Genomic DNA, 24,180 nt, shown 5'->3' on the forward strand with positions numbered 1-24,180 from the left:
ACTCGGGGTGGTGGAAGGTCCAGGGGCCTAGTCGGTTTCGAGTTCCCTCCGGCGCTTCTTCTTCTGCCGGTCGGCCTTGCGGCGCTTGACGCCGACGCCGCCCCAGAACGCCAGGCCCTTGACGACGACCGTGGGGGAGCCGGGCACGCCGGGGCCGCTCGCCCGCTGGTCGAAGCCGCCCATGATGCCGAGGCCCTTGACGTGCACGGTGATGTCGTCCGGCACGATGATCTCGAACCCGCCCATGATCGCCAGGGCCCGGATCGTCACGGTGCCCTCGTCGAACCGGGCCTCGCGCAGGTCGATCTTGCCGCCGCCCCAGAACGCGAACGCGGTGAACGTGCGCGGGACGTTCCACACGCCGGAGCGCAGGAACCCGCTCATGATCCCGATGCCGATCTTCCAGGTCGGCGCGCCCTCCACCGGCCGCCAGTCCGCCCCGGACAGCGGCAGCGGCGGCATGGCCCCGCCCGGCCCCGGCAGGTCACGGGTGATCGGCGCCAGCTCCCCGTACGTCTTGGCCGAGTAGACCGCGTCCAGCCGCTCCTCCAGCTCGTCGAGCGTCAGGCGCCCGTCGCCGGCCGCGTCGCGCAGCACCTGCGCGACCCGCTCGCGGTCGGCGTCGCCGGCCCGCATCTCCGGCGGCCCGGGCGTTCCGGCATGCTCGGGGAGGTTCGTCATGCGATGAGCCTAGACCAGCGTGCACGCCACGACCACGTCAGCGCGACGACGCCGCCAGGGGCGGCCGGAGCCTCGCGGCGCCGGACGTGAGCCCGCGCACGTGGTGGCCTAGGCGAGGGTGCCCTGGAGGCCGTGGGTCGCGTGGTTCACCGTGCCGTCGTGGCTGAGAGCGACTCGCAGCTCGTGCAGTCCTCGCACCCCGACGAGAAGCCGCGGCTCGCCCCAGTGGTACGGAGTGAAGCCGTAGGCGTCGAGGTACTGGAGCACCATGGCCCGCATCGTCGCGTACCGGACCCGGTGGGGGGTCAGTTCCTGAAGGAAGTGGGCCGAAGAGAGCACGACCTCGCGGATGACGTCCAGCGGGCTGGCGGGTTCGGGGACGCGGGTGTCGGTGATGGCGACATAGCGCTGGCCGCCTTCGGCGGTGGGGATGCGCGCCAGGCCGCGGGCCCGTCCCAGGTGGACCGCCGAGCGGGCCAGCAGGATGGCGATGTAGATCTGGACCTCGCTGTCGGGCAGGGCGACCCGGTCGGCGGCGAGCCGGTCTGCGCCGTGCTCGCGGGCGGCCGAGCGCAGGCGGGCCACCCCGTCCCAGTCGTCCTCGCTCCACTGCCAGGTACCGGGGCCGGGGAGGTAGACGCCGATCTCGCGGGCCCGAGCGGCGAAGAGATCGCCGTATCTGGCGACTCCGTCGTCCCAGACCGGCGGGACGCCCGGCTCCCAGCCCAGCTCGGCGAGGTGGTCGCCGAGGGCCGCCGAGCCGCGGTCCAGAGCCGAGGCGTGGTGGCGGGCGAGTTCGGCGAACAGTCCGGCGGGGATGAACGTGGCGGCCGGATCGTCGGCGATCGGCGGAGGGGACGGCGGCGCGGGATCGACCGGCCCGTCCGGGCCCCTGACGGCCACGTCGGTCATCCGGCCGTCCTCGATGCGGGCCAGAACCCGATGATCACCGGGCAGGTCCAGCTCCAGGCCCGCCGCGACCGGCCGCGCCGCCAGGCCGTGGTGCGTGGCGTACCCGTTCACCACCTCGGCCGCGCGGGCCCCGGGCAGCATGTCGGCGCCGGTCCGCAACGCCCGTGCGACTCTGGCGGGGTCGGGCCCGGTGACCGGGAGATCGGAGTCATCGGTGGCCAGGAATGTCAGTGATCTGCCGCCATGGGAGTAGTGCAGTTCCCCTCGCGCGCCCAGCAGCCCCGCGGCGACGAGGCCCAGGTGCTGCGCGGACAGCCGGGGGTCCGGGGAGTGGCCGAGATCGACCATCGCGCGGGTCAGCTCCGGAACCGAGTTCAGCTCACCGATCTCCCTCAGCCGCAGGGAGGCGGCGATCGCGGGACTTCCGGTCATGTCCTGCTTGGCCCAGGCCCACTGGAAGGTGGCGTCCTCGGCATAGGTTCCCAGCAGGTCGGCGCGCAGCTCCAGGTCCCCGACGCGGGCGACGCCGGTGCCGGCGTCGATCCGGACGGCCCCCTCCGGGAGGACGGAACAGAAGACGTCGAACTGTTCGATGGCCCAGCCCAGGTGCGGAGCGCACAGATCGAGCAGGGCGTCACTGAAGGCGTCCATCCGGCGACCCTAGGACATGTGCGGCCGGGCTACGTCGCGTTCAGGAGAAGCATGATCACGCGCCTGGGCCTCCGGACGCCGGCTCCAGGCGGACGACGACGGACTTGGACGTGGGGGTGTTGCTGATCTCGGCGGTGCTGTCGAGCGGGACCAGGACGTTCGTCTCCGGGAAGTAGGCCGCCGCGCAGCCCGGCGCGGTCGGGTAGGAGACGGCCCGGAAGGCGGGGGCGCGGCGCTCGGCGCGGTCCGGCCACTCCGAGACGAGGTCGACGGTCGCGCCGTCGGTGATTCCGAGGCGGGCCAGGTCGGCGGGGTTGACGAGGACGACGCGGCGTCCCGCCTTGATGCCCCGGTAGCGGTCGTCCAGGCCGTAGACGGTGGTGTTGTACTGGTCGTGGCTGCGGATCGTCTGCAGCAGCAGCCGCCCCTCGGGGACCCGCAGGACCTCCAGTTCGTTCACCGTGAGGTTGGCCTTGCCCGTCGCCGTCGGGAACCTGCGCTCGTCGCGGGGCGCGTGGGGGAGGGTGAAGCCGCCGGGCTCGCGGAGGCGGGCGTTGAAGCCCTCGAAGCCGGGGACGACCCGGGAGACGTGGTCGCGGATCACGTCGTAGTCGCGCTCCATCGCCTCCCAGCCGATGCCCGAGCCGGGCAGCGCCGCCCTGGCGAGCCGGCAGACGATCGCCACCTCCGAGAGCAGGTGCCTCGACGCCGGGGCCAGGCGGCCGCGCGAGGCGTGCACCATGCCCATCGAGTCCTCGACGGAGACGATCTGCGGCCCCGTCTCCCGCACGTCGCGCTCGGTGCGGCCGAGCGTCGGGAGGATCAGCGCCACCTCGCCGGTCACCGCGTGCGAGCGGTTGAGCTTGGTCGACACCTGCGCGGTCAGCCGGCAGCCGCGCAGGGCCGCCTCCGTCACGGCCGAGTCGGGGGTGGCGCGGACGAAGTTGCCGCCCATGCCGAGGAACACCTTCGCCCTGCCGTCGCGCATGGCGCGGATCGCCTCGACGGTGTCCAGCCCATGCTCGCGGGGCGGCTCGAACCCGAACTCGGCGGCGAGGGCGTCCAGGAAGGCGGGCTTCGGCCGCTCCCAGATGCCCATCGTCCGGTCGCCCTGCACGTTGGAGTGGCCGCGCACCGGGCAGACGCCCGCGCCGGGCCGGCCGATGTTGCCGCGCAGCAGCAGGAAGTTGACGATCTCGCGGATCGTCGGCACGGAGTTGCGGTGCTGGGTGAGGCCCATCGCCCAGCAGACGACGATCCGCTCGGCGGCGAGGACGTCGCCCAGCGTCGCGGTGATCTCCTCGCGGGTGAGGCCGGTCGCCTCCAGCACGTCGTCCCAGTCCAGGCCGAGGGCGTGCTCGCGGAACGCCGCGAAGCCGTGCGCGTGAGCGTCGAGGAACTCCCGGTCGAGGGCGCCCGGCGCGTCCGACTCCAGCAGCATCCGGTTGAGGGCCTGGAACAGCGCGAGGTCGCCGTTCAGCCGGATCTGCAGGAACCGGTCGGCGAGCACCGTGCCCCGCCCGGCCATGCCGGAGGCGCGCTGCGGGTTCTTGAACCGCATCAGCCCCGCCTCGGGCAGCGGGTTGACGGCGATGACGCGGGCGCCCTCCTCCTTCGCCCGCTCCAGCGCCGACAGCATCCGCGGGTGGTTCGTCCCCGGGTTCTGGCCGACGACGAAGACGAGGTCGGCCCGGTAGAGGTCCTCCAGCAGGACCGAGCCCTTGCCGATGCCGATCGTCTCGGTCAGCGCGGACCCGGACGACTCGTGGCACATGTTGCTGCAGTCGGGCATGTTGTTCGTGCCGAACGCCCGCGCGAACAGCTGGTACGCGAACGCGGCCTCGTTGCTCGTCCGACCGGAGGTGTAGAAGACGGCCTCGTCCGGCGAGTCCAGGGCGTTCAGCTCGGACGCCAGCAGGCCGAACGCCTCGTCCCACGTCACCGGCTCGTAGTGCCCGGACCCGGCGCGCTTCACCATCGGCTCGGTCAGCCGCCCCTGCTGCCCGAGCCAGTGGTCGGACCGCCCGGCCAGTTCCTCGACGCCGTGCTCGGCGAAGAACTCCCGGGTGACGCGCCGCGCCGTCGCCTCCTCCGCGACGGCCTTCGCGCCGTTCTCGCAGAACTCGGCCGCGTGCCGGTGGTCGCCCTCCGGCCAGGCGCAGCCCGGGCAGTCGAACCCCTGCTTCTGGTTGACGCGCAGCAGCGTCAGCGCCGTCCGCCGCACGCCCATCTGCGCGTAGGAGTGGCGCAGCGCGGCCGTCACACCGGGAACGCCCGCCGCCCAGGTCTTCGGCTTCGAGACCTCCAGATCGGCGTCGTCGGAGTCGTCGGCGGGCGCCTTGCGCGTCATAGGGCACATCCTCGTGGTCGGGCGGCGATCCCACTGTCGCACGCCGGCGCCGGTCCGGCGCGTTACTGGGGCGGGCCTTCCGTCAGGTGGACGGTGCCCGTCCTGCGGTCGCCCTGGCTCGTCGTCCACTCGATCCGGACGGCGTCGCCCGGATGGCGGGCCAGCATCAGGGTCGTGAGGGCGGACGGGGTGTCGACCGCGGCGTCGCCGAAGGCGACGATGACGCCGCCGACGGGGACCCCGGCGGCCTCGGCGGGGGAGCCGGGCACGAGCTCGGCGACCAGCGCGCCGGGGGAGCGGCCGTTCGGGCGGACCTTGACGCCGAGCATCGCGGTGCGGCCGATGTGCACGGTCGAGGACGCCTCGCCGCGCTGGATCTGCCGCGCGGTCTCCAGCGCCCGGTCGGACGGGATGGCGTAGCCCCGGTGGTCCTTGCGCTTCTCGGCGCCTTTCACCGAGAAACCGGCGGACGCCGCGGTGTTGATGCCGATGACCTTGCCGGAGGTGGCGAGCAGCGGCCCGCCGGAGTCGCCCGGCCGGATCGGCGCGTTCGTCTCGATCAGCCCGGTGAGCCGTTCGGAGGTGCCGTTGCTGTCGTCGCGCGCGGTGACGGACTGCCCCAGCGCGGTGACCTTGCCGGTGACGACCGACGGCATGCCGCCCTTGCCGCCCGCGTTGCCGACGGCGGTGACCGCGTCGCCGACCGCGACGCCGCCCGCGGAGGCGAACGCGGCGGTCTTCAGCCGGGTCGCGCCGGAGAGCCGGATCACCGCGATGTCGCCCGCCCGGTCGTAGCCCACGACCTCCGCGGTGTAGCCGCGGCGGTTGTCGACGTCCGTCCCCTTGATCGCGGTGGCGCCCTGGATGACGTGGTTGTTGGTCAGCACGAGGCCGGACGCGGTGAGCACGATGCCCGTCCCGGCGGCGCGGGTGCCGTTCAGCGTCTGCTCGGTCTCGATGTTGACCACGCCGGGCCGGCGCCCGCTGGGCTTGGCGTGCTTGTGGCGGCTCGCCGTGACGGACGGCGGGACGTCCTGCGGGGTGCCGCTCTCCACGACCCGGCAGCCGGGGGCGAGGAGGGCCAGGAGCGCCACCAGCAGCAACGGGATCGCGGCGCGGGCGCGGCGGCGCCCGGAGTCCTCGCTCACCTGGATGCCTCCTCCCGCAGGTTCCTCCCATGATTCCCGATTTCGGGGGATTAGTCCGACGTAAGGGAGGACATCGCGCCGCCGTCGGGCCGGCGCCGGCCGGGGCTCAGCGGGTGAAGTAGCGGCGGGGGTTCTCCACGAGCATCTGGTCGATCCGCGCGTCGGAGACGCCGGCGGCGCGCAGGGCGGGCAGGACGTCCTCGCTGATGTGCCGGTAGTGCCAGTTCGGCTGCATCGCGGGCACCGTCGCGGGGTCGGGGCCGAACCAGTCGATGAAGCAGGACGCGTCGTGGCTGAGGACCATCCGGTCGGCGTAGCCCCGCTCGCACAGGGCCGCCACGGTGGCGACCCGCTCCGCGGTCGGGTTGATGATGTCCAGGCCGAAGCGGTCCATGCCGAGGATCGCGCCGGTGTCGGCCAGCTCCATCAGGTAGTCCAGGTCGTTGCTGTCGCCCGCGTGCCCCACGACGACCTTGGCGAGGTCCACGCCCTCCTTGCCGAGCAGGTCCACGACCGTCCGGCCCGCGTGGATCGAGCTCTCGGTGTGCACGGTGACCGGCGCGCCCGTCTCCCGGTGCGTCGCGGCGACGGCCCGCAGCACCCGCTCGACGCCGGGGGTGAGGCCCGGGGCGTCCACGGCGCACTTGAGGAAGGCGGCCCTGACCCCCGTCCCGGCGACGCCCTCGGTCAGGTCGCGGGTGAAGTCGGCGATCATGGGGTCGGGGCCCTCGTCCACCAGCGTGCCGGGACCCCGGTGGTGGAACTGGAACGGCACGTCGTTGTAGGTGTAGATGCCCGTCGCCACGATGATGTTGAGCTCCGGCACCTGCTCGTTGACCCGCTGGATCCGCGGGAGGTAGCGGCCGAGCCCCCACACCGTGGGGTCGGCGATGGTGGTGACGCCGAGCCCGGCCAGCTCGCGCAGCTTGCCGACCGCGTCGGCGACCTTCTCCTCCTCGTCCCACCAGTCGCCCGCGCCGTAGTTCTGGACGTTCTCGGTGCCGAGCACGAAGACGTGCTCGTGCATCAGCGTGCGCCCGAGGGCGGTGGCGTCGACGGGGCCGCGGACGGTCTCAACTGCGGGCATCGATTCTCCTGCGGTGCGCGGTGCTGCTGCGGGTGCGATACTGGCCCGTCGGGGGGCATACCGACCGGTCGGTTTCTGGCAAGCTAGAGCGCGGGGCACACCGGAGTCAATGCGGCTCGCGAAGGAGGTGCGCAGGTGACGCAGGCCGAGTCGATGCCCGGCCCGGTGCCGGAGTCCACGGCGCCCGTCCGGCAGAGCGAGGTCGAGCGGCGGATCCTGGACGCGGCGCTGCGGCTGTTCGCCGAGCGCGGCTTCGACGGGACGCCCGTGCAGAGCGTCGTGGAGGCCGCCGAGGTCACCAAGGGCGCGCTGTACCACTACTTCGACTCCAAGGACGACCTGCTCTACGAGATCTACCATTCGCTGATCGCCCGCCAGCTCGCCGACCTCGGCGCCGTGCTGGCGCGGGGGCTGCCGCCGCGCGAGGCCGTCCACGCGGTGCTGACCGGCCTGATCCGCAGCACCGCCGAGCACATCGACGAGGCGAAGGTGTTCGCCCGCGAGATGCACCGGCTGGACCACGCCCGGATGCGCTCGGTCCGCGCCGACCGCCGCCGCTACCACGTGACGTTCCGGGGCCTCATCGAGCAGGGCCAGCGGGACGGCGTGTTCGGCACCGGGACCCCCGCCGAGACGATCACGATCGTCGCGCTCGGCATGGTCAACCAGATGCCGTCCTGGTACCGCGCGAACGGCCCCAAGCCCGCCGCCCGGCTCGCCGACGAGGTCGCCGGGTTCATCCTCGACGCCCTGGACCGGCCCACGGCCTGACGGTGCCGGCGGGACGCGGCGTCAGGGCCGCGCCACGCCCTCCGGGGCCCGGGCGGCGACCGCGGTGACGGCCGCGGCGAGGACCGCCAGCGCGGCGATGGTCACGGCCATCGGGACGGCGGTGCCCGGCCCCGCGACGCCGGCCAGCGGGGCGGCGGCGCCGCCCAGCGCGAACTGGGCCACCCCGAGCAGCGCCGACGCCGTCCCGGCCATCCGCGGCGGGCGTCCCGCCAGCGCCAGGGCGGTGGCGTTCGGGCCGATCAGCCCCTGCCCGGACGCGACCAGGAACAGGCCCGGCAGCACCCCTCCGAGCCCCCACCCGGCCAGGACCGCGGCCACCAGGACCGCCCCGCCCGCGGCGACGACGGCGAGCCCGGCGGCCAGCAGCCGGGTCAGCGCGACCCGCCCGGCGAGCGCCGCGCCCGCCTGCCCCGCCGCCACGATGCCGAGGGAGTTGACGCCGAAGGCGATGCCGAACCCCTGCGGCGACATCCCGTAGATGTCCTGCAGCACGAACGGCGATCCCGAGATGTAGGTGAACAGCGCCGCGAACGAGAAGCCGATCGCCAGCCCGTATCCGGTGAAGGCGCGGTCCCGGACGAGCGTCCGGCATACGGCGGCCGTCGCGCGCAGCCCGCCCGTCTCGCGCCGTCCGGGCGGCAGCGTCTCCGCCAGCCCGAGCAGCGACCCGAGGAACAGCGCCACGCCGATCGCCGCGAGGACGGCGAACACGCCCGGCCACGGCACGACCCGCAGCAACTGGCCGCCGAGGACGGGCGCCAGGATCGGCGCCGACCCGTTCACCAGCATCAGCACCGAGAAGAACCGGGCCGCGGCGACGCCGTCGTACAGGTCCCGGACGATCGCCCGCGCGATCACGATCCCGGCCGCCCCCGCGGCGCCCTGCACCAGCCGCAGCGCGATGAGGGTCTCCACGCTCGGCGCCGCGACGCACAGCAGCGACGCCGCGGTGTAGGCGGCGAGACCGGCCAGCAGCGGGCGGCGGCGGCCGAGCCTGTCGCTCAGCGGCCCGGCGACCGCCTGCCCGACGGCGAGGCCGACGACGCACGCGGTCAGCGTGAGCTGCGCCTGCACGGCGCCCGTGGACAGGTCCGCCGACAACCGGGGCAGCGCCGGCAGGTACATGTCGATCGACAGCGGCGCCATCGCCGTCAGCGCGCCCAGCACGAGGACCAGCACCGGCCTGCGGCCGGCCGGAGGGGGCGCGCACAGCTCGGAGCCGGCGGAGGAGGCCGCCTCGGTCATGGGGGGACTCCAGCGGGGGCGGGGAGGCTCAGACGGTGGTGATGACCTGCGCGGGGTCGAGGCGCGGGTTGCGGGGCCGGAAGGCGTCCGGGGCGGGCCGGCCCGCGTTGATCACGGCGATGGGGCGGACGTTGCCCTCCGGGAAGAACTCCTTCTCGACGGCGTCCGCGTCGAAGCCGCTCATCGGTCCCGCGGCGAGACCGGCGGCGCGGATCCCGAGGATCAGGTAGCCGAGCTGGAGGGAGGCGTTGAACCGGGCCATCTGCGGCCTGGCGGGGCTGTCCCGCAGGGACTCGCGGGCGCCCTCCCGGTGCGGGAACGTGACCGGCAGGTGCTCGTGGAAGTCCTCGTCGGCGGCGGCGATGAGGGTCAGCGGGGCCGTCGCGGTCTTGGCGCGGTTGCCCTCGCTCATCAGCGGGACCAGCCGCTCGCGCGCCCCCCGGCTGCGCACGTCCACGATCCGCAGCGGCTGGGCGTTCATGGCGGTCGGGGCCCACCTGACCAGGTCGTAGATCGCCCGGACCTGCTCCTCGCCGACCGGCTCGCCGGTGAAGGCGTTGGCGGTGCGGGCCTCGCGGAACAACAGCTCCTGGGCGGCGGGGTCCAGGACCAGTGGGCTCTGGGTCGTGGTCGTCGTCATGGGGCGCCTCTCGGACGGGGAAGCTTTCCGAAGAGGTCAATGCGATGACGGTCCGTTATCTTCCACGTCAGGTAGTGGCCTGCCTCACACCCCGGGAGCGGCGTCCGGGCGGCCGATCAGAACGGGAGGCGTTCGGCCGCCGCGACGACTGCGCCCGCGATCGTGACGACGGTCAGGACCGACACACCGGCGAGCACGGCCCAGCGTCCCACCTGGTAACCGGCGGGCACACGGCCGGCGTCCCGGCCGCGCACCGGCCACGGGGCGCGCAGCGGCGCCGTCCCCGGCGGCTCCGGGGGGACGTCTGCGGGCGCGCGTTCGCCGTCCGGCGCGCCCGCGGCGGGCAGTCCGGTCACCCAGCCGAGCAGGTCGGCGACGGCGGCGGGCTCGGTGCCGAGACCGGAGGCGAAGTACCGCACCTGGGCGGCGACCTGGTCGAGGGTGCGCACGGTGTTGCCCAGCCCGACGCGGTCGAGCCACTCGCGCGGGTCGGCGCCCGGGTCCAGGCTGCGGCCGATCTCCGTGCGCAGCAGCAGGTCCGTCTTGGTGACGACGACGGCGACGCGCTTCTGCCGCCCCTGGTCGGGACGCGAGCGCAGCTCGTTCAGCACCCGCTGGAGGGTGTCGGCCGGGTCCTCCTCCGACGAGGCGGCGGCCTCGTCGACGAACTCCCTCTCGTCCCCGGTCAGGGACCGGCGTAGCTGGGGGAGCGCGAACGGGTCCACGACGAACAGCAGCGCCTCGCTGTGGTCCAGGTAGCGCAGCGACTCGACCTCCGTCGCGCCCGTGTAGTGCTCGCCCGCGGGGTCGAACAGGTAGAGGATGCGCCGCGCGCGGCCGGGCAGTTCCACGTCCACCATGGTGGCCAGGGGCAGCTCGGGGCCGGTCTTGGCGAGGCGCCCGCCGCGCTGGAACTCGCGTATCGCGCCCGCGTACGCCTGCGCGTGCCGCTGCTCGACGAACGACAGCCGCCCGTGCACGGCTCGGGCCCGCGCGTGCAGGGCCCGGATGCCGAGGACCATGAAGGTGGTCTTGCCGGCGGCCGGTCCGCCCACGAACGGCAGGGGCTCCACGCGGACGCGCCCGATGCGCTCGGGCAGCCGCCCGCCGCAGTGCGGGCAGTACGCGGCCAGGCGGAACCGCCCGAGCGGGACGGTCGTGGGAAGCCGCGCCCCGCAGCGGCACACGTGCCGGAACGCGCCGCCCGCCCCCGGCGACAGGCGCCGGTGCCGCGCGCCGCAGCTCGGGCACGCGTACTCCGGCAGCCCGATCCGCTCGTAGCAGAAGGGGTGCGGGCACGTCTGCAGGATGCGGCCGTACCCCATGAAGACGCGCTCGACCGCCGCCAGGACGAGCACGCACGCCAGCCACGCCGCGAGCCCGACCGAGGCGACCAGCCCGTACAGGACCGTCAGCGCGAGGACGAACACCGACGCGGGAACGGCGGCGGCGACGATGCCCGCGCACAGCGCCAGCCAGACCGGGAAGACGAAGAACCCCCACGGACCGCCGAGAAGCGTCCGCGTCAGGCTCAGCACCACGCTCCGGGCCGTCCGGTACACCTGCGGGACGACCGTGCGGCTGATCGTCCACCAGTCGCGCCACACCTGGCCGAGCAGGTAGTGCCGGTAGGCGACGGCGGGCTCGGCGACCGGTGAGGGCCCCTCCAGCGTGGACGGCGCGAGCGTCCGGCACGCGTGCAGGTAGTACACGCCGAGCGCGGCGGCCCCGGCGACGACCAGCGTCGCGGCGAACAGCACGGGGAACACGTACATGAACCCGAGCCACATGGCGCCCAGCCACACGGCGATCAGCAGCAGCACGATCACGGGGTTCACGGGGCGCCCTCCGCGAGAAGGGCCCGCAGTTCGGCCCGCAGCTCGGGGCGGCGCGCCAGATGGGAGTCGAGCTGTTTGGCCGCGAGCCACCGCCGGGCCGCCGCCCGCGCCCACGCCTCCAGGGACGGCTCGGCCGCGCCGCGACCGCGCAGCCGCAGCACGACCTCGACCAGCTCGTTGCGCCGCTCGACCTCGCCGCCGCGCAGCGGCGCGCGGCCGGCGCGGACGCGGCCGGGCAGCTCGGCCGTCCACCGCTCCGCGAGCCGCGCCCTGACGGAGGCGGGCACGGCCGCCAGCAGCTCCGCCCGGAACCCGGGCGGCCGGGGGGACAGCCGCCGCGCCGCGTCGGCGAACGCCTCGCGGGCGAGGCGCTCGGTGGCGCCGCCGGGTTCGGCGAGGCGCTCCAGCGCCCGCGCGGCCCGCGGCGCGCCCGCGGTGATGGCCATCCCGTACGCCTGGACGAGGGCGGCGTCGCGCCCGGCGCGCCCGTCCGGCATGAGCTCGCGGACCCGCTCGGCGAGCCGCAGGGCCGCCGGGTCCGTGAGGCCGTCGCCGCCGGTGGACGCGAGCCGCGCGAAGGTCCGGGACGGCAGTTCGGCCAGCGCCGGGGGCGGCGGCGCCGGCCCGCAGGCGTCCAGCAGGTCGAGGCATGCGGAGGCGGACGGGGGCGTCGCCCAGATCTCCCGGAGCGCCCCGCCGATGTCGAGGGAGCCGCCGCCGTCCAGGCGCAGCAGTTCGCCCGTCACCGCGACCCGGCGGCCGGGATGCCTCCGCCCGACCGACGCCAGAACGGCGGCCGCGACCCCGGGCGCGGCGCGCAGCCGTCCGACGTGCTCGTGGAGCAGGTCGCAGGTCTCGGGGGTGAGGACGGACGCCCGGTCGCCGGATCCGGCGAGCCCGGCGACGACCCCGTCCAGCAGCGCGTCCCGCAGTCCCACCGGGCAGCCGGCGAGCGCGTCCTTCAGCTCGGGGAGGCCGCGCCGGACGCAACGCGCCGCCGACGCCGTCACCTCGCGAGGATCGGCCGGGACGCCGGTCCGCTCCGCCACACCGGCCGCCTCCGCGACCTCCGCCAGGCGGGACGCCCCGGAGAGCCTCTCGGAGACCAGCTCGCCGACGCGGCGCGCGCAGCGGGGGGCGAGGTCCGCCGCTCCCGCCGCCCGCGCCCGCTCGTGCACGGTGAGCGCGAGATCGAGGCCCATGGACGGGACGCCGTGCGCGAGGTCGCGCCACACCCAGGCGGGGACGGCGGTCCCGCGCCGGGCCAGCAGCTCCGCCGCCGCGCCCTCCTCGTCCGGCGTGACGCTCCCGTCGCCCCGGCACAGCGCCAGCAGCGCGGCGGCGCCCTCCCGTGCGGGGTCGTCCGGCGGCGCCAGCTCGGCGAGGGCGTCCAGGCCGCCGAAGTCGCGGGCGCGCCAGCAGCCGGCGACGGTCCTGGCGAAACGGCCGGCCCGGCCGTCCGGGACGGCGTCGCGGAGGTCGAAGGCGGACGCGTGCGAGGCGTGGTTCTGGGCGGTCGCCCAGACGGCGGGCGTCGTGCCGACCACGCGCTGCGCGGCGCCTTCCGGGTCGGCGGTGTAGGTGACGAACGACAGCCGGGCCGCGGCCGCGACCGGCAGCGAGTACGACACGACCGCGATCCAGCGTGCGATCGCCTCCACGTCGTCGGCGACGAGGACGACCCGCCCGTGACCCCGCCCCAGCACGCCCGCGACGGCGTCCACCAGCCGGGCGAGCAGCGCGTACGGGTCGCCCGGCCCGGCGCCGGCGAGCCACTCGGCGAGGGCCTCCGGGTCGAGCGCGGAGCCCGGCGTCAGCTCCTCCAGCGGGTCGAGGACGGCCCCGGGCGCGGGCAGCGGCGTCCAGTGCGCGGCCTGCCACAGCTCGGCGGGCCGCAGCCCTTCCAGCTCCTCGGGCTCGGCCACCACCGCGTGCGCGAAGAAGTTGCCGTAGCGGCCCGAGTAGTCGCGGCCGAGGTAGCGGCAGCGCAGCAGCAGGGGCCGGCCGTCCACCTCGTCGTACAGCAGCGAGACGGGGAACAGGTCCAGCTCGGCGTCGCCCGGCGACAGCGGCGCGTCCGGCGGCGGGCGGTACGACAGGTACGGCGTGACCGCGGCCCGCGTCCCGTCCGGCAGGCCGGGCGTCTCGGCGACGAACTGGAACCCGGCCCGGCCGGTGGGCCCGCTCCGGGCGGAGGTGTAATGCAGCTGCCAGGCCACCGCTACGCCCCTTCCGGGCGGACGCCGTCGAGCATCCCGAACCGGTACAGCAGCCACAGCAGCGGATCCTCCGCCCGGTACGGCCGGACGCCGCCCGCGCCGACGCGCCCCTCCTCCGGGACGCCGCCGAGCGCCGACAGGCCGAACAGCGCGTGGTCGGCGTACTGCTGCCCGAGGTAGGTGTCGAGCCGCCCGGCCTGCCAGTCGTGCAGGAGCGCGCGGACCTGCTCGTTCACCGCGTCCCTGTCGTCGAGGTCGAGGACGCCCTGCCCGGACCGCGACCGGTGCAGCGCCGACTGGCGCAGCAGCCCCGGCCGCAGCACGTCGATCTTGGTGAGCGCGACCGCGACCGGGACGGGCAGCGGCTCGCCCGGACGGGTGCCGTGCCGCAGCCGCAGCGCCTCGGTGACGCGCGCGATGACGTCCAGCGGTTCCCCGCCCGGATCGTCCCCGCCCGCACGCGGGCCCGGCACCGCGTCCAGCACGCCCGGCCGTGCGCCGGGCAGCTCCAGCGGGTCGACCAGGAAGATGATCGCGTCGGCGGCCTCCAGGTACCGCAGGTGCAGGTCGGTGGCCTCGCGGCTGCGCAGGTCCTCGCCCGCGGTGTCGAACAGCACCAGCGCGAGCGAGTCGTTGCGGGACCGGGAGAAGCGGCCCTTGCGCGCCCGGGTCCGGGTGAGCAGGTAAACCAGCGGCTCCCGCGGGCCGGTCGCGGCGCTCGGCGTCGTCGGCAGCAGCCGCCGCTCCTCCAGCAGGGGCCGGGCGAAGTCGCGCTTGTAGCGCTCGATCGTCCGGTCGTCGCACGCGACCAGCGACGCGTCCAGCTCCGTCCCGACCCGGTTCATCAACTCGTGCAGCAGGACGGCGATGTAGGTGCTCTTCCCGGCGTTCTTCGCCCCGACGAGCGCGACGATGCGGCCGGGGGAGTCGCAGTACGCCGACGGCAGCGGGTTGTGGCACTCGGGGCAGGCGCGGTTCCCGGTCGGCAGCCCGCACCCGGGGCAGTCGGCCCGGCCCTTGCGCCCGGGCGCGGCGAACGCCGGCGGCAGCGACGCCCCCGCCGTCGACCCGGTGTACTCGGCCAGCCGCTCGTCCAGGACGGGGACGCAGCCCTGCCGCCGTCCGGACTGCCCCCGGCACCGGAACAGGATCCGCTGCGGCGCGACGGAGGCGAAGCAGTAGGGGCAGGTGATGCCCTGCCGGGACGGCACGCCGGGGATTCCCACCCGGGCCAGGGGTCTCGTCATCAGGGGACCTGGAGTCGGCGGACGGGGGGATCGCTCAGCTCGACGGCGCCGTCGTCGGCGAAGCAGCGCAGCCAGTACGGCCCGGACGCGGACGGCGCGCCGAGCGACAGTTCGCCCGGCACGGGCACCCCGTCCCACGCGCCGAGGACCTCGCCGTCGGCGGCGCGCTGCGGCATGACGCGCCCGGCGCGCAGCACCAGCGACAGCCGCGCCACCCGCAGCGGGCGGGACGAGGTGAGCCGGAGGGTCAGCGTCCGCCGCCACGGCGGACCCGACCGCAGCACGTCGTAATGGACGATCGTGCGCGCCGCGACCTCGGCCGTCGCCGGCGGGCCGGTCATCCGCGCACCGCCCACCGTCCCGGCCGCGGCCACCGACAGCTCGACGGGCGCGTCCTCGGGGACGGGCAACCGGATCCCGCCCTGGGTGTCGTAGGCGGCCCGGGTGACGCTCTGCGCGGCCTGGACCGGGACGTGCGCGGAGCCACCGGACCGCGCGGCCTCCGTTCCGGTGTCGCGCCCGATCCGGTAGGCGACGTCGACCTCCGCGACGTCCTGCGGCCAGTCGAACCCGACGTGCACGTACGCGCCCCGCCGCTCGGCGACCAGCCGGCGCGGCGGCGGCAGGTTCACGTGCCGGTGGTAGGCGCCGATCGCGGCCGTGCCCTCCGCGACCGTCACCGCGAGCAGCCACCCCCCGGTGCCCGGCCGCACCGCGAGCCCGCCCTCCGCCTGCGCGCACGCCAGCCGCCGCGTCTCCCGCCGCACCTCCTCCAGCGGGACGAGCGCGCTGCGCGGCCACGGCGGCGGGCCCTGGCAGAGCACCAGCTCCACCGTCCCGTGCGCGGGCGCCGCGAACCGGGCCCGCACCAGCCCGGGGTCGGACGCGTCGGTCTCGGCGGTCAGCTCGAACACCGGCTCGGGCGGCGCGCTCGGCGTCGCCGACGCCCGCACCCCGTCCGTCACGACCTCGTGCCCGGACGCGTCGAGGTAGACGGCGGCGATCCGGTAGTGGTGCGTCCGCCCGTTCGGGACGCGCTCCCGGAACCCGTCCCGGCCCGCCGCGACGGTCCGGCCCTCCCGCGCCACGACGATCCGCACCGCCTCCGCCGGGCACCGCCAGCGTCCCGTGACCTGCCCGTCGCCGGCGGTCAGCTCGACCTCGGCCGGCTCGGGCCGCACGACCACGGGCCCGGCCACCGCCGGCGCCGCGGCGGCCTCGCCGCGCACCGCGACCACCCCGTAGTACAGCGGCACGTTGACCGGGGGACGGGTGTCCAGCGCCCCGCCGACGGCCGTGCCGTCCCGCGCGTCGCGCGGCGCCCTGCCCTCCCGACGCACGACGTGGTGGACCACCTCGCCCCCGGTGGACGGCGAATCCTCCCAGGACAGCCGCACCGACGCGCCGTCGACGTCGAGGTGCACCGCCGGCACCGGGCGCGGCGGCAGGCGCCGCTGGTGGGCCGCGGCGTCCGGGAGGTCCCGGACGAGGCGCAGCGCGTCGGCGAGCAGGCGGTGGGCGCGGTCCGGGTCGGGCTCGCCGGACGCGGCCTCGCGCAGGCGCAGCGCGGTGCCGAGGCGGTGCCGGGCCTCGGCGGCGAGCACCTCCTCCTCCGGCGGCTCGGCGCCGGGGGAGGGGTGCGGGACCCGCGCGGCGTCGGCCAGCCCGGTCGCCGCGTGCACGTCGCCGGCGTCCAGCAGCGCCCGGAGCCGTCCCGCGAGGCCGCCGCCCGGGTCGGTCTCGCGCACGACGGCGAACACCAGGCGGCGGGCGTCGCCCTGCTCGACGCCCAGCTCCTCGGCGGCGTACCGGAGCAGGGCGCGCTCGGACGCCCGCTGCCGCAGGCGTTCGCGGAGCCGGTCGGCGATGTCGAACAGCAGCAGCCCGGGCAGGTCGGCGCCCGAGCGCAGCGCCGCCAGCACGGTGTCGGCGTGGGTGGTGGTGGTGTCGCGGCTGCGGCGGGCCCACTCGGCTCCGGCGGCCGCGACCGCGTCCGCGTCCGGGCGCGGCTCGCCGCCCGCAACGGCGAAGCCGTCCAGGACGCGGATCGGGCCGGTGAGGCGGGCGCCGAACAGGAAGTCGGCGAGGTGCCGGTTGCCGAGGATCTCCAGCGACTCGCGCACCTTCCGGTACGCGGGATAGGGCGCGGCGGACGGCAGCGGGTCGGGCTCGCGGATCTCGACGCCGTCGGCGGCGGCGAGATCCGTCAGCTCGGCGCCCCGCACCCCGGTGGTGCGGGCGATGGCCTCGACCTCCGCGGGCGTGGCCATCCGCAGCGTCCCGGCCGCGTCGGCGAGGCGGGCGCGGGCCTCGCCGAGGCGGCGCTCGGCGCGCTCGCGGCCGCCGCGCAGCCGCGCCTCCAGCGGGCGCGGGTCGCCGCGCTCGGCGGCGGAGAACAGCGGCGCCAGCTCGCGGTGCTCGGCCTCCAGCCGGTCGATGAGCTTGCGGTACTTCAGCTGCCCGCGCGCCCGCCGCCAGCACTGCCGGACCTGCCTGACCCGCGCCGTGACGGCCGCCCCAGTGAGTCCGTCGAGCGGCGGTGGGTGGGGGCTGGAGGACGGTCGGCCCCCCAGCGCGTACCGGACGCGCAGGTCCTCGGGGGGCCGGTCGCCCGCGGCCCGCGCGGGTTCCAGCACCTCCCGCAGGTAGTCCTCGTCGAACGCCACGGGCGCCTCCAGGGGATCCGCGGCCCGTTCAGCTGACCTGGACCCGGGAGAGGGCCTTGCGGGAGCGCTCGACCTCCTCCTCCGACATGCCGCCGACGTCCACCTTCAGCTCCAGCCGCTCGCCGGTCTCCTTCTCCATGGCCGTGACGTTCAGCAGGCCGGAGGAGTCGAGCGCGAACGTCACCCCGATCGGCCAGCCCGCCTTCTTGCCCGGCGGGACGCGGATCTCCCCGGTCGCGATCTCGGTGTTGTCGATCAGGTCGGCGGACTCCACCACGCCGGCCTGCTCCATCACCCGGATGTCGGCCGAGGCCTGGTCGTCGTAGACGGTGAAGAAGTCCTCGGTCTTGGCGGCGGGCAGCTCGTCGTTGGCGTGCACCAGGTGCGCGACGCTCTCGGCGCCGGTGTCCCGGTCGACGACCACGATCCCGAACGCGTGCGAGGCGACCGTCCTGATCTGCCGCCCGGCGATCTGCCGCTGCTGCTCGGCCGACAGGCCCGCCCGGTTCGCCATCTCCTCGGCGCGCTCGGCGGCGCCCTCCCGGACGAGCCGCCGGTAGGTCTCCTCGAACGCGTACAGGGCGGCGCCCTTGGCGACCGCGAGGTCGGGGTCCTGGAGGCGGGGGGCGAGGCCGAGCTCGGTCTGCAGCCGCGCCACGACGACCGGCATCTTCGTGGAGCCGCCGACGAGGACGAGGTCGTCGTAGTCCTCCACGCCCTTCTCGGCGGCGGTCGCCAGCGTCCGGCCGGTGATCTCCACGGTGCGGTCGAGGAGGTCCTTGGTCAGTTCCTCCAGCTTCTCCCGCGTCACCTCGACCGAGGCGACCCGCCCGCCGTGCATCACCCGGACGGTGTGGGACGTGCGGGTGGTGAGGGCCTTCTTGGCGTCCTCGGCGTCGCGGCGCAGCTGCTGCTCGGTCTGCCGGTCGTCCAGCGGGTCGCCGGCGCCCGGGTGCTCGGCGCGGAACCGCTCGGCCAGGTGCTCCACGAGCCGGGCGTCCCAGTCGGCGCCGCCGAGCTCGTGGTCGCCGTCGGTGCACACCACCTCGATGTGGCCCTCGCGCAGCGCGATGACCGTGGTGTCGAACGTCCCGCCGCCGAGGTCGTACACCAGGATCGTGCGGTCGCTCTCGGGGTTGAGGACGCCGTAGGTGATCGCGGCGGCGATCGGCTCGGACACGATGTCGATGACGTTCAGCCCCGCGATGCGGCCCGCCTTGCGGGTCGCGTCGCGCTCGGCCACGCCGAAGTAGGCCGGGACGGTGATGACCACGTCGCGGGCCTCCTCGCCCGTCGTGGTGCGCGCGTCCGTCGCCAGCTTCAGCAGGATGAACGCCGACACCTCCTCGGGAGTGAAGTCGATCCCGTGGACGGGGCGCGTGACGTCCCGGCCCATGTCCCGCTTGATCAGGCTGACGACGTTGTCGGGCTCCAGGACCGCGGTGTCCTTCGCGGTCTGGCCGACGACGACGTTCTCGCCGCTCTCGAAGAACACGACGGACGGGGTGGTGTCGGTGCCCTCCAGGTTCCGCTGGACGGCGGGCCGGCCCACATCGTCGATGGAGGCAATGCAGGAGTACGTCGTTCCCAGGTCGATCCCGTAGACGGCCATGTCCCTCACCCGCTGTTCGTCGTCTGTCCGTTGTGCGCCGCCTCGCCGGCGGGCGCCGGCTCGGCGAGCCTGCCGACGCTGACCGCCGCCTTGCGCAGCACCTTCCCGCTCTGCTCGAACCCGTCGGACTGCACGGTCGTGACGGTGCCGTCCGCCACGGGGTCGTCGACCGGCGTGACCGCGACCGGACGGTGCCGGGACGCGTCGTAGGGGGCGCCCGGCTCGACGGTGAACCGCTCGACGCCGAGCCGCGCGAGCGCGTCGGCGACGTCGTCGGCCACCGCGGCCAGCAGCACCGCCGTCCGCCGCGGGTCGGGCGCCTCGGTGAGATCGGGTGCGCGGAGCCGGTCGGACTCGCGGCGCGCCTGGTCGTGCAGCCGGTACAGCGCCGTGCGGACGGGCTCCAGCATCGCCTGCAGCTCCCCGCGCCGCAGCCGCTGGTTCTCCTCGTGCAGCCGGTCGATGACGGCCTCGCGGTGCTCCGCGCGCTCCCGCTCGCGGTCGAGGCGGGCGGTGAGCCCGGCGAGGGCGTCCCGCACCTCGGCGTGCAGCACCGCGCCGGCGTCTCCCGCCCCGGCGTTCCCGGCGTCGCCGGCGCGCCCCGGCTCGGGCCCGGCACCGGAGGCTTCGCTGACTGGGGGTTCCCCGTCCCTCGACACGTAGAGTCACCTTAATGCTGGGCGGCAGGAGACGTCAGGCCAACCGATGACCTCCACCGGACTCTAGTTTGACCCGTGCCCGCCGTTCCAGCACCGAGTTTGCGTGCCGCTTTCTTGGGACGACACGTCTGGGTAACACGGGGGAAACGGGTGTCGCCGAAGCTGGGGACCTCGCACGGAGACTGGAGGTGGCGATGTTGCTGCGGATAAGGGTGCGGCTGCCGGACCGTCCCGGTTCGCTGGGACAGGTCGCGCGCACTCTGGGCGCGGCGGGCGCGGACGTCGTCCAGATGGCGGTGCTGGAGCGCGACAACGGCCGGGCGATGGACGACTTCACCGTCGCGTGGCCCGCGGGGGCCGACTCCGAGCGGCTGGCCGGGGGGCTCGGAACGGTGCCGGGGGTGGAGGTCGTCGGGATCTGGCCGACCGCCGAGCCGCAGGGCGCCTTCCCCGACGCGGCCGTGATCGGCCAGGTCGCCGCCGTCCCGGAGCGCGGCCTGGAGATCCTCGCCGACGCGGTCCCGGCCATCCTGAGCGCCGACTGGGCGGGCCTCGCCGAGCTGAAGGGGCAGGACGAGGCGGTCCTGGCGCACGCCAGCGCCGGCGGCGAGCCGGGCGCCGTCCTGCCGGAGCTGCGGCCGCTGCGGCCGCGCGCGTTCACGGCGCAGGACGGCACGCGGTTCGCGGTCTGCCCGCTCGCCGCCGGCGGGGTCGCGCTGGTGGTCGCCCGGACGGGCGCGCCGCCGTTCCACCGGACGGAGGTGTTCCGGCTGGAGCAGCTCGCCGGCGCCGCGAACGCCGTCCTGCACCGTGTCCGCGGCGCGGCCCCGCTCTGAGCGCCCGTGCCGCTTCGGCTCCGGGTCAGTCCAGCAGGGCGAGGACCGCGTCCAGGTCGGTGAGGCCGGCGTCGGAGCCGAGCCCTTGGGCGACGGTGGCCGCCGCCGCGGTGCCCCAGCGCGCGGCCTCCAGCACGTCCTTGCCGTGCGTGAGGCCGGTGATGAACCCCGCGCAGTACGCGTCGCCGCAGCCGGTCGTGTCGACCACCTCGACGGGCAGCGCCGGCAGCCGGTGCGCGCCCTCGGCGGTGGCGACGAGGCTGCCGTCCCCGCCGAGCGTGACGACGACCGTGCCCGGCCCCCGCGCGAGCAGCGCGGCGGCGGCCTTCTCCGGGTCGGCCTCGCCGGTCATGAGGGCGGCCTGCTCGCCGTTCGGCAGGAAGTGGTCGACGTGGGGGAGGAACGCGGCGGCGCCGTCCAGCAGGTCGGGCATGTTGGACAGCAGGTCCATCGTCACGACGGTGCCGGCCTCGCGGGCGGCGGCGAGCACGGCGAAGAAGGCCGGGTCGTTGAGGCCGAAGGTGACGTCGGGGCCGCCGAGGTGCACGGCGCTCGCCGCGGCCGGCAGTCCCGGCGCGACCGCGTCCGCGGTGAGGGTCAGGTTCGCGCCGGGGACGTGGAAGCTCGGCCGCCCGCCGTCCGGCCGGATCGGCAGGATCGACGCGCTGGTCTGGTCGGCCGTCCGCCGGACGAGCCCGCGCACGTCCACGCCCTCGCGCGTCATGATCGTGACCAGCAGGTCGCCGAGGTCGTCGTCGCCGATCGCGCCGACCGAGACGACCTCGTTGCCGAGGCGGGCCAGGGCGACGGCGGTCCCGGCGGCGGCGCCCGCCGCGGTCACCCGGATCTGCTCGACGACGACGGTGTCCTGGCCGTCCGGGATGCCCTCGACCGGGCGGGCGAGCACGTCCAGGATGTGCGCGCCGAGAGTGACGACGGTCATGACGGGCCCCTTCGTGATCGCCAGGGCCGTAGCGTACGCCGTGCAGGCCACGAAATGTGAGAGGTATTCGCATGTTGCTGAGGGACGAGCGGGACGCGTTGTGCGGGATCGGGCGGCGGCTGGCGGGGACCGGGCTCGTGACGGGCGCGTCCGGCAACATCAGCGTCCGGTCGGGCGACCTGGTCGCGGTCACGCCGGGCGGGATGATGCTCGACCGGATGGAGCCGGCCGACTGCCCGGTCGTGAACATGGCGGGACACTGGGTCGACGGGGACAAGGCGCCGTCGTCCGAGACGCCCATGCACCTCGCCCTCTACGAGACGACCCCGGCCGCCGCCATCGTGCACACGCACTCCACCTATGGCGCCGTGGTGGCGACGACCATGTCCGAGCTGCCGCCGATCCACTACAACACGCTGCTGCTCGGCGGCGTGGTGAAGGTCGCCGAGTACGCCACCTACGGGACGCCCGAACTGGCGGAGAACGTCCGGGCGGCCATGGCGGGCGGCAAGCGCGCCGCGCTGATGGCCAACCACGGGGGCGTCACGATCGGCCGCGACCTGGAGGAGGCGTACGAGAACGCGCGCCTCCTGGAGTGGCTCTGCGGCGTGTACGTCCGCGCCAGGACGATCGGGGAGCCGCGCGTCCTGACGGAGGAGGAACTGGCGAAGGTGGTCGAGCGGGGGCTCGCGCCGCCCGACTTCCCCCGCGTGTAACCTAACGCTTGTTAGGTCACTCTGGGAGGCCCGCCTTGCCCTTCGTCCTGGTCGACAGGCCGCGCCCGAACGTCGCCCTCATCACCCTCAACCGGCCCGAGCGCATGAACGCGATGGCGTTCGACGTGATGGTCCCCTTCCGGGAGGCCCTGGAGGAGGTCAGCCGCGACAACGGCACCCGCGTCGTCGTCATCACCGGCGCCGGGCGGGGATTCTGCTCCGGGGCCGACCTGGAGAACCCGGGGAACATCCCGGGCATCGACGGGCTGACGCTCCCGACGATCGCGCTGCGCTCGATGGAGCTGCTGGACGACGTGGTGCGGGCGATGCGGCGCGTCCACCAGCCGGTCATCGCGGCGGTCAACGGCCCGGCGATCGGCGGCGGCCTGTGCCTGTCGCTCGCCGCCGACATCCGGCTGGGCGCGGAGACGGCCCTGTTCCGCGCGGCCGGGATCAACAACGGGCTGACCGCGAGCGAGCTCGGCCTCAGCTACCTGCTGCCGCGCGCGATCGGCGCGTCCCGCGCGTTCGAGCTGATGCTGTCCGGACGCGACGTGGAGGCCGCCGAGGCCGAGCGGATCGGCCTGCTGTCCCGCGTCGTCCCCGGCGACAAGCTCCTCGACGCCTGCTACGAGCTGGCCGAGCGGATCGCCGGGTTCAGCCGCCCCGGCACCGAGCTGACGAAGCGGATGCTGTGGTCGAGCCTGGACGCCGCGAGCCTGGACGCCCACATGGGGCAGGAGGGCCTCGCCCAGCTGTACGTCCGCCTCACCACCCACAACTTCGAAGAGGCGATCAGGGCGCGGAGGGAGCACCGGCCGCCGGACTTCCAGGACTGACGCACACCGGCCGGGTCCGCCGCTGGTACGACCACGCCGCGGCGCCCAGCGCCACGCCGTAGGCGGCGAACGCGCCGATCCCGCACGCCGCCACCGTCCAGCCGGGCCATCCGCTGATGAGCCCGTCGTGGGGGAGGCCGCCCAGCCCGAGGACGGGCGGCAGCAGGTACGCGACGGACCCGACGACCCCGTAGGGGCCGAGCGTCAGGGCGCCGAGCCAGGCCGGCGTGAGCGGCAGCCAGCGCGGCACCCTGCGCCCCGCCAGCGGCGGCGCCCACCGGGGGAAGACCTGCCCCCATGCGTGTGTGAGCCCCATCAGCAGGAAGACGCCGGCGAGCGCCGAGAGGGTGGTGAAGTCCAGCCCGTACCTCTCCAGCGTGAGGACGAGCCCGGACGCGCCGTTGCGCTCGAACTCGGCGACGACCTGCTCGCCCTCGATCCCCGCGAAGGAGCCCCCGAACGCCCACGTCGTCTTCATGGCGACGTAGGGCGCGAACCCGAGCGCCCCGCCATAGGCGGCCCACCGAACCGCACGCGGTGCGGGGGACACCGGCGCCGGGGCCTTGACCGCCCCCGCCTCGGCGTGCGCCCGGCCGCACCGCGCGCACGTCCCCGCCGTGGCGCGCTGGTAGGCAAGGGCCGTCCCCGCGAGCAGGGCCGCGCCCACCGCGCACAGGGCCTCGACGCCGAACCTCGGCCAGTCGTCGACCGTTCCGTCGAAGACGAGCTGCAGTGCGTTCATCACGAAGCCGAAGGTTCCGGCCCCCGCCAGCGCGCACGCCGTCCAGAGCCCGGTGAGCGGCCACCACCGGGGCATCTGCCGCCCCACGCCGCGCACACTCGACACCGCCATGATCCCGCCGACGCCGAGGCAGGCGGCGATCACCCACGCCGCCGCCCGCGCTCCGGCCAGCGGCGACCCGGCGTCCCCGCCGCCCGCCCAGTAGAGGACCACCCCCACCGCGCCCAACGTCCACGCCCCGGCCGCGTACCCCGCCCAGCGCGGCCACAGCCTCCCGACCGATTCCATGGGACGAGCCTCTCCGCGCCGCAGCCGCCGGGCCTCCCGCCGCGGAGCGATCGCCCTACCCCGCGCGGG

The 24,180-nt window shown here is 75.4% G+C and carries 19 protein-coding genes; 4 read left to right on the forward strand and 15 right to left on the reverse strand.

What is annotated here, in order from left to right:
* Nucleotides 1-27: 27 nt before the first annotated feature.
* From AB0H37_RS22165 to AB0H37_RS22185, 5 genes are all read right to left on the reverse strand, one after another.
* A complete protein-coding gene (locus AB0H37_RS22165) occupies nt 28-681 on the reverse strand; it encodes a DUF1707 domain-containing protein (RefSeq protein WP_360614786.1) in 654 nt (217 codons plus the stop codon).
* A 108-nt stretch (nt 682-789) separates the two neighbouring features.
* On the reverse strand, nt 790-2,244 hold the full coding sequence (locus AB0H37_RS22170) for a DUF6882 domain-containing protein (RefSeq protein WP_360614787.1): 1,455 nt from the start codon (nt 2,242-2,244) through the stop codon (nt 790-792).
* A gap of 55 nt (nt 2,245-2,299) precedes the next feature.
* Entirely contained in the window at nt 2,300-4,594 is a 2,295-nt protein-coding gene (locus AB0H37_RS22175) for an FdhF/YdeP family oxidoreductase (protein ID WP_360614789.1), read from the reverse strand.
* 62 nt (nt 4,595-4,656) lie between these two features.
* Nucleotides 4,657-5,742 carry a trypsin-like peptidase domain-containing protein gene (locus AB0H37_RS22180; RefSeq protein ID WP_360614791.1) on the reverse strand — a complete coding sequence of 362 codons (1,086 nt, stop codon included), beginning with the start codon at nt 5,740-5,742 and terminating at the stop codon, nt 4,657-4,659.
* A 106-nt stretch (nt 5,743-5,848) separates the two neighbouring features.
* On the reverse strand, nt 5,849-6,829 hold the full coding sequence (locus AB0H37_RS22185) for a phosphotriesterase (RefSeq protein ID WP_179836034.1): 981 nt from the start codon (nt 6,827-6,829) through the stop codon (nt 5,849-5,851).
* Nucleotides 6,830-6,964: 135 nt separating this feature from the next.
* Between AB0H37_RS22185 and AB0H37_RS22190 the strand changes: the two genes are divergently transcribed.
* Complete coding sequence (locus AB0H37_RS22190; RefSeq protein WP_229810599.1) at nt 6,965-7,600, forward strand: TetR/AcrR family transcriptional regulator; 636 nt, start codon at nt 6,965-6,967, stop codon at nt 7,598-7,600.
* 21 nt (nt 7,601-7,621) lie between these two features.
* Here AB0H37_RS22190 and AB0H37_RS22195 read toward each other — a convergent pair whose 3' ends face one another.
* From AB0H37_RS22195 to grpE, 8 genes are all read right to left on the reverse strand, one after another.
* A complete protein-coding gene (locus AB0H37_RS22195) occupies nt 7,622-8,866 on the reverse strand; it encodes a multidrug effflux MFS transporter (protein ID WP_360614794.1) in 1,245 nt (414 codons plus the stop codon).
* 28 nt (nt 8,867-8,894) lie between these two features.
* Nucleotides 8,895-9,506 carry a malonic semialdehyde reductase gene (locus tag AB0H37_RS22200; protein ID WP_179836032.1) on the reverse strand — a complete coding sequence of 204 codons (612 nt, stop codon included), beginning with the start codon at nt 9,504-9,506 and terminating at the stop codon, nt 8,895-8,897.
* Between the two features lie 116 nt (nt 9,507-9,622).
* Nucleotides 9,623-11,344 (reverse strand): hypothetical protein, encoded by a 1,722-nt coding sequence (locus tag AB0H37_RS22205; RefSeq protein ID WP_179836031.1) that lies wholly within the window; start codon nt 11,342-11,344, stop codon nt 9,623-9,625.
* Complete coding sequence (locus tag AB0H37_RS22210; RefSeq protein WP_360614797.1) at nt 11,341-13,563, reverse strand: hypothetical protein; 2,223 nt, start codon at nt 13,561-13,563, stop codon at nt 11,341-11,343. The genes AB0H37_RS22205 and AB0H37_RS22210 overlap by 4 nt, the downstream gene beginning before the upstream one ends.
* A gap of 2 nt (nt 13,564-13,565) precedes the next feature.
* Nucleotides 13,566-14,810 carry a hypothetical protein gene (locus AB0H37_RS22215; RefSeq protein ID WP_360614799.1) on the reverse strand — a complete coding sequence of 415 codons (1,245 nt, stop codon included), beginning with the start codon at nt 14,808-14,810 and terminating at the stop codon, nt 13,566-13,568.
* Nucleotides 14,810-17,476 (reverse strand): hypothetical protein, encoded by a 2,667-nt coding sequence (locus AB0H37_RS22220; protein WP_360614801.1) that lies wholly within the window; start codon nt 17,474-17,476, stop codon nt 14,810-14,812. Before AB0H37_RS22220 ends, AB0H37_RS22215 begins: the two co-directional genes overlap by 1 nt.
* A gap of 28 nt (nt 17,477-17,504) precedes the next feature.
* Nucleotides 17,505-19,088, reverse strand: a complete 1,584-nt coding sequence (locus AB0H37_RS22225) for an Hsp70 family protein (protein WP_360614803.1) — start codon at nt 19,086-19,088, stop codon at nt 17,505-17,507.
* A 5-nt stretch (nt 19,089-19,093) separates the two neighbouring features.
* On the reverse strand, nt 19,094-19,747 hold the full coding sequence (gene grpE / locus AB0H37_RS22230) for a nucleotide exchange factor GrpE (RefSeq protein WP_329088568.1): 654 nt from the start codon (nt 19,745-19,747) through the stop codon (nt 19,094-19,096).
* Between the two features lie 194 nt (nt 19,748-19,941).
* Between grpE and AB0H37_RS22235 the strand changes: the two genes are divergently transcribed.
* Nucleotides 19,942-20,583, forward strand: a complete 642-nt coding sequence (locus AB0H37_RS22235; protein WP_360614824.1) for an ACT domain-containing protein — start codon at nt 19,942-19,944, stop codon at nt 20,581-20,583.
* A gap of 25 nt (nt 20,584-20,608) precedes the next feature.
* Here AB0H37_RS22235 and AB0H37_RS22240 read toward each other — a convergent pair whose 3' ends face one another.
* Entirely contained in the window at nt 20,609-21,526 is a 918-nt protein-coding gene (locus AB0H37_RS22240) for a carbohydrate kinase family protein (RefSeq protein ID WP_360614805.1), read from the reverse strand.
* A gap of 71 nt (nt 21,527-21,597) precedes the next feature.
* Here AB0H37_RS22240 and AB0H37_RS22245 point away from each other — a divergent pair, with 71 nt between their 5' ends.
* Together AB0H37_RS22245 and AB0H37_RS22250 are read left to right on the forward strand one after the other, a co-directional pair.
* Nucleotides 21,598-22,242, forward strand: coding sequence for a class II aldolase/adducin family protein (locus AB0H37_RS22245; protein ID WP_360614807.1), 645 nt, complete (start codon nt 21,598-21,600; stop codon nt 22,240-22,242).
* 35 nt (nt 22,243-22,277) lie between these two features.
* Complete coding sequence (locus AB0H37_RS22250; protein ID WP_179836024.1) at nt 22,278-23,081, forward strand: enoyl-CoA hydratase; 804 nt, start codon at nt 22,278-22,280, stop codon at nt 23,079-23,081.
* Here the strand turns inward: AB0H37_RS22250 and AB0H37_RS22255 are convergent.
* Nucleotides 23,038-24,111, reverse strand: a complete 1,074-nt coding sequence (locus tag AB0H37_RS22255; protein ID WP_360614810.1) for a hypothetical protein — start codon at nt 24,109-24,111, stop codon at nt 23,038-23,040. The genes AB0H37_RS22250 and AB0H37_RS22255 overlap by 44 nt on opposite strands.
* Nucleotides 24,112-24,180: the final 69 nt, after the last annotated feature.

It is taken from the genome of Actinomadura sp. NPDC023710, assembly GCF_040639875.1.
GTDB classification, from domain to species: Bacteria; Actinomycetota; Actinomycetes; order Streptosporangiales; family Streptosporangiaceae; genus Spirillospora; species Spirillospora citrea.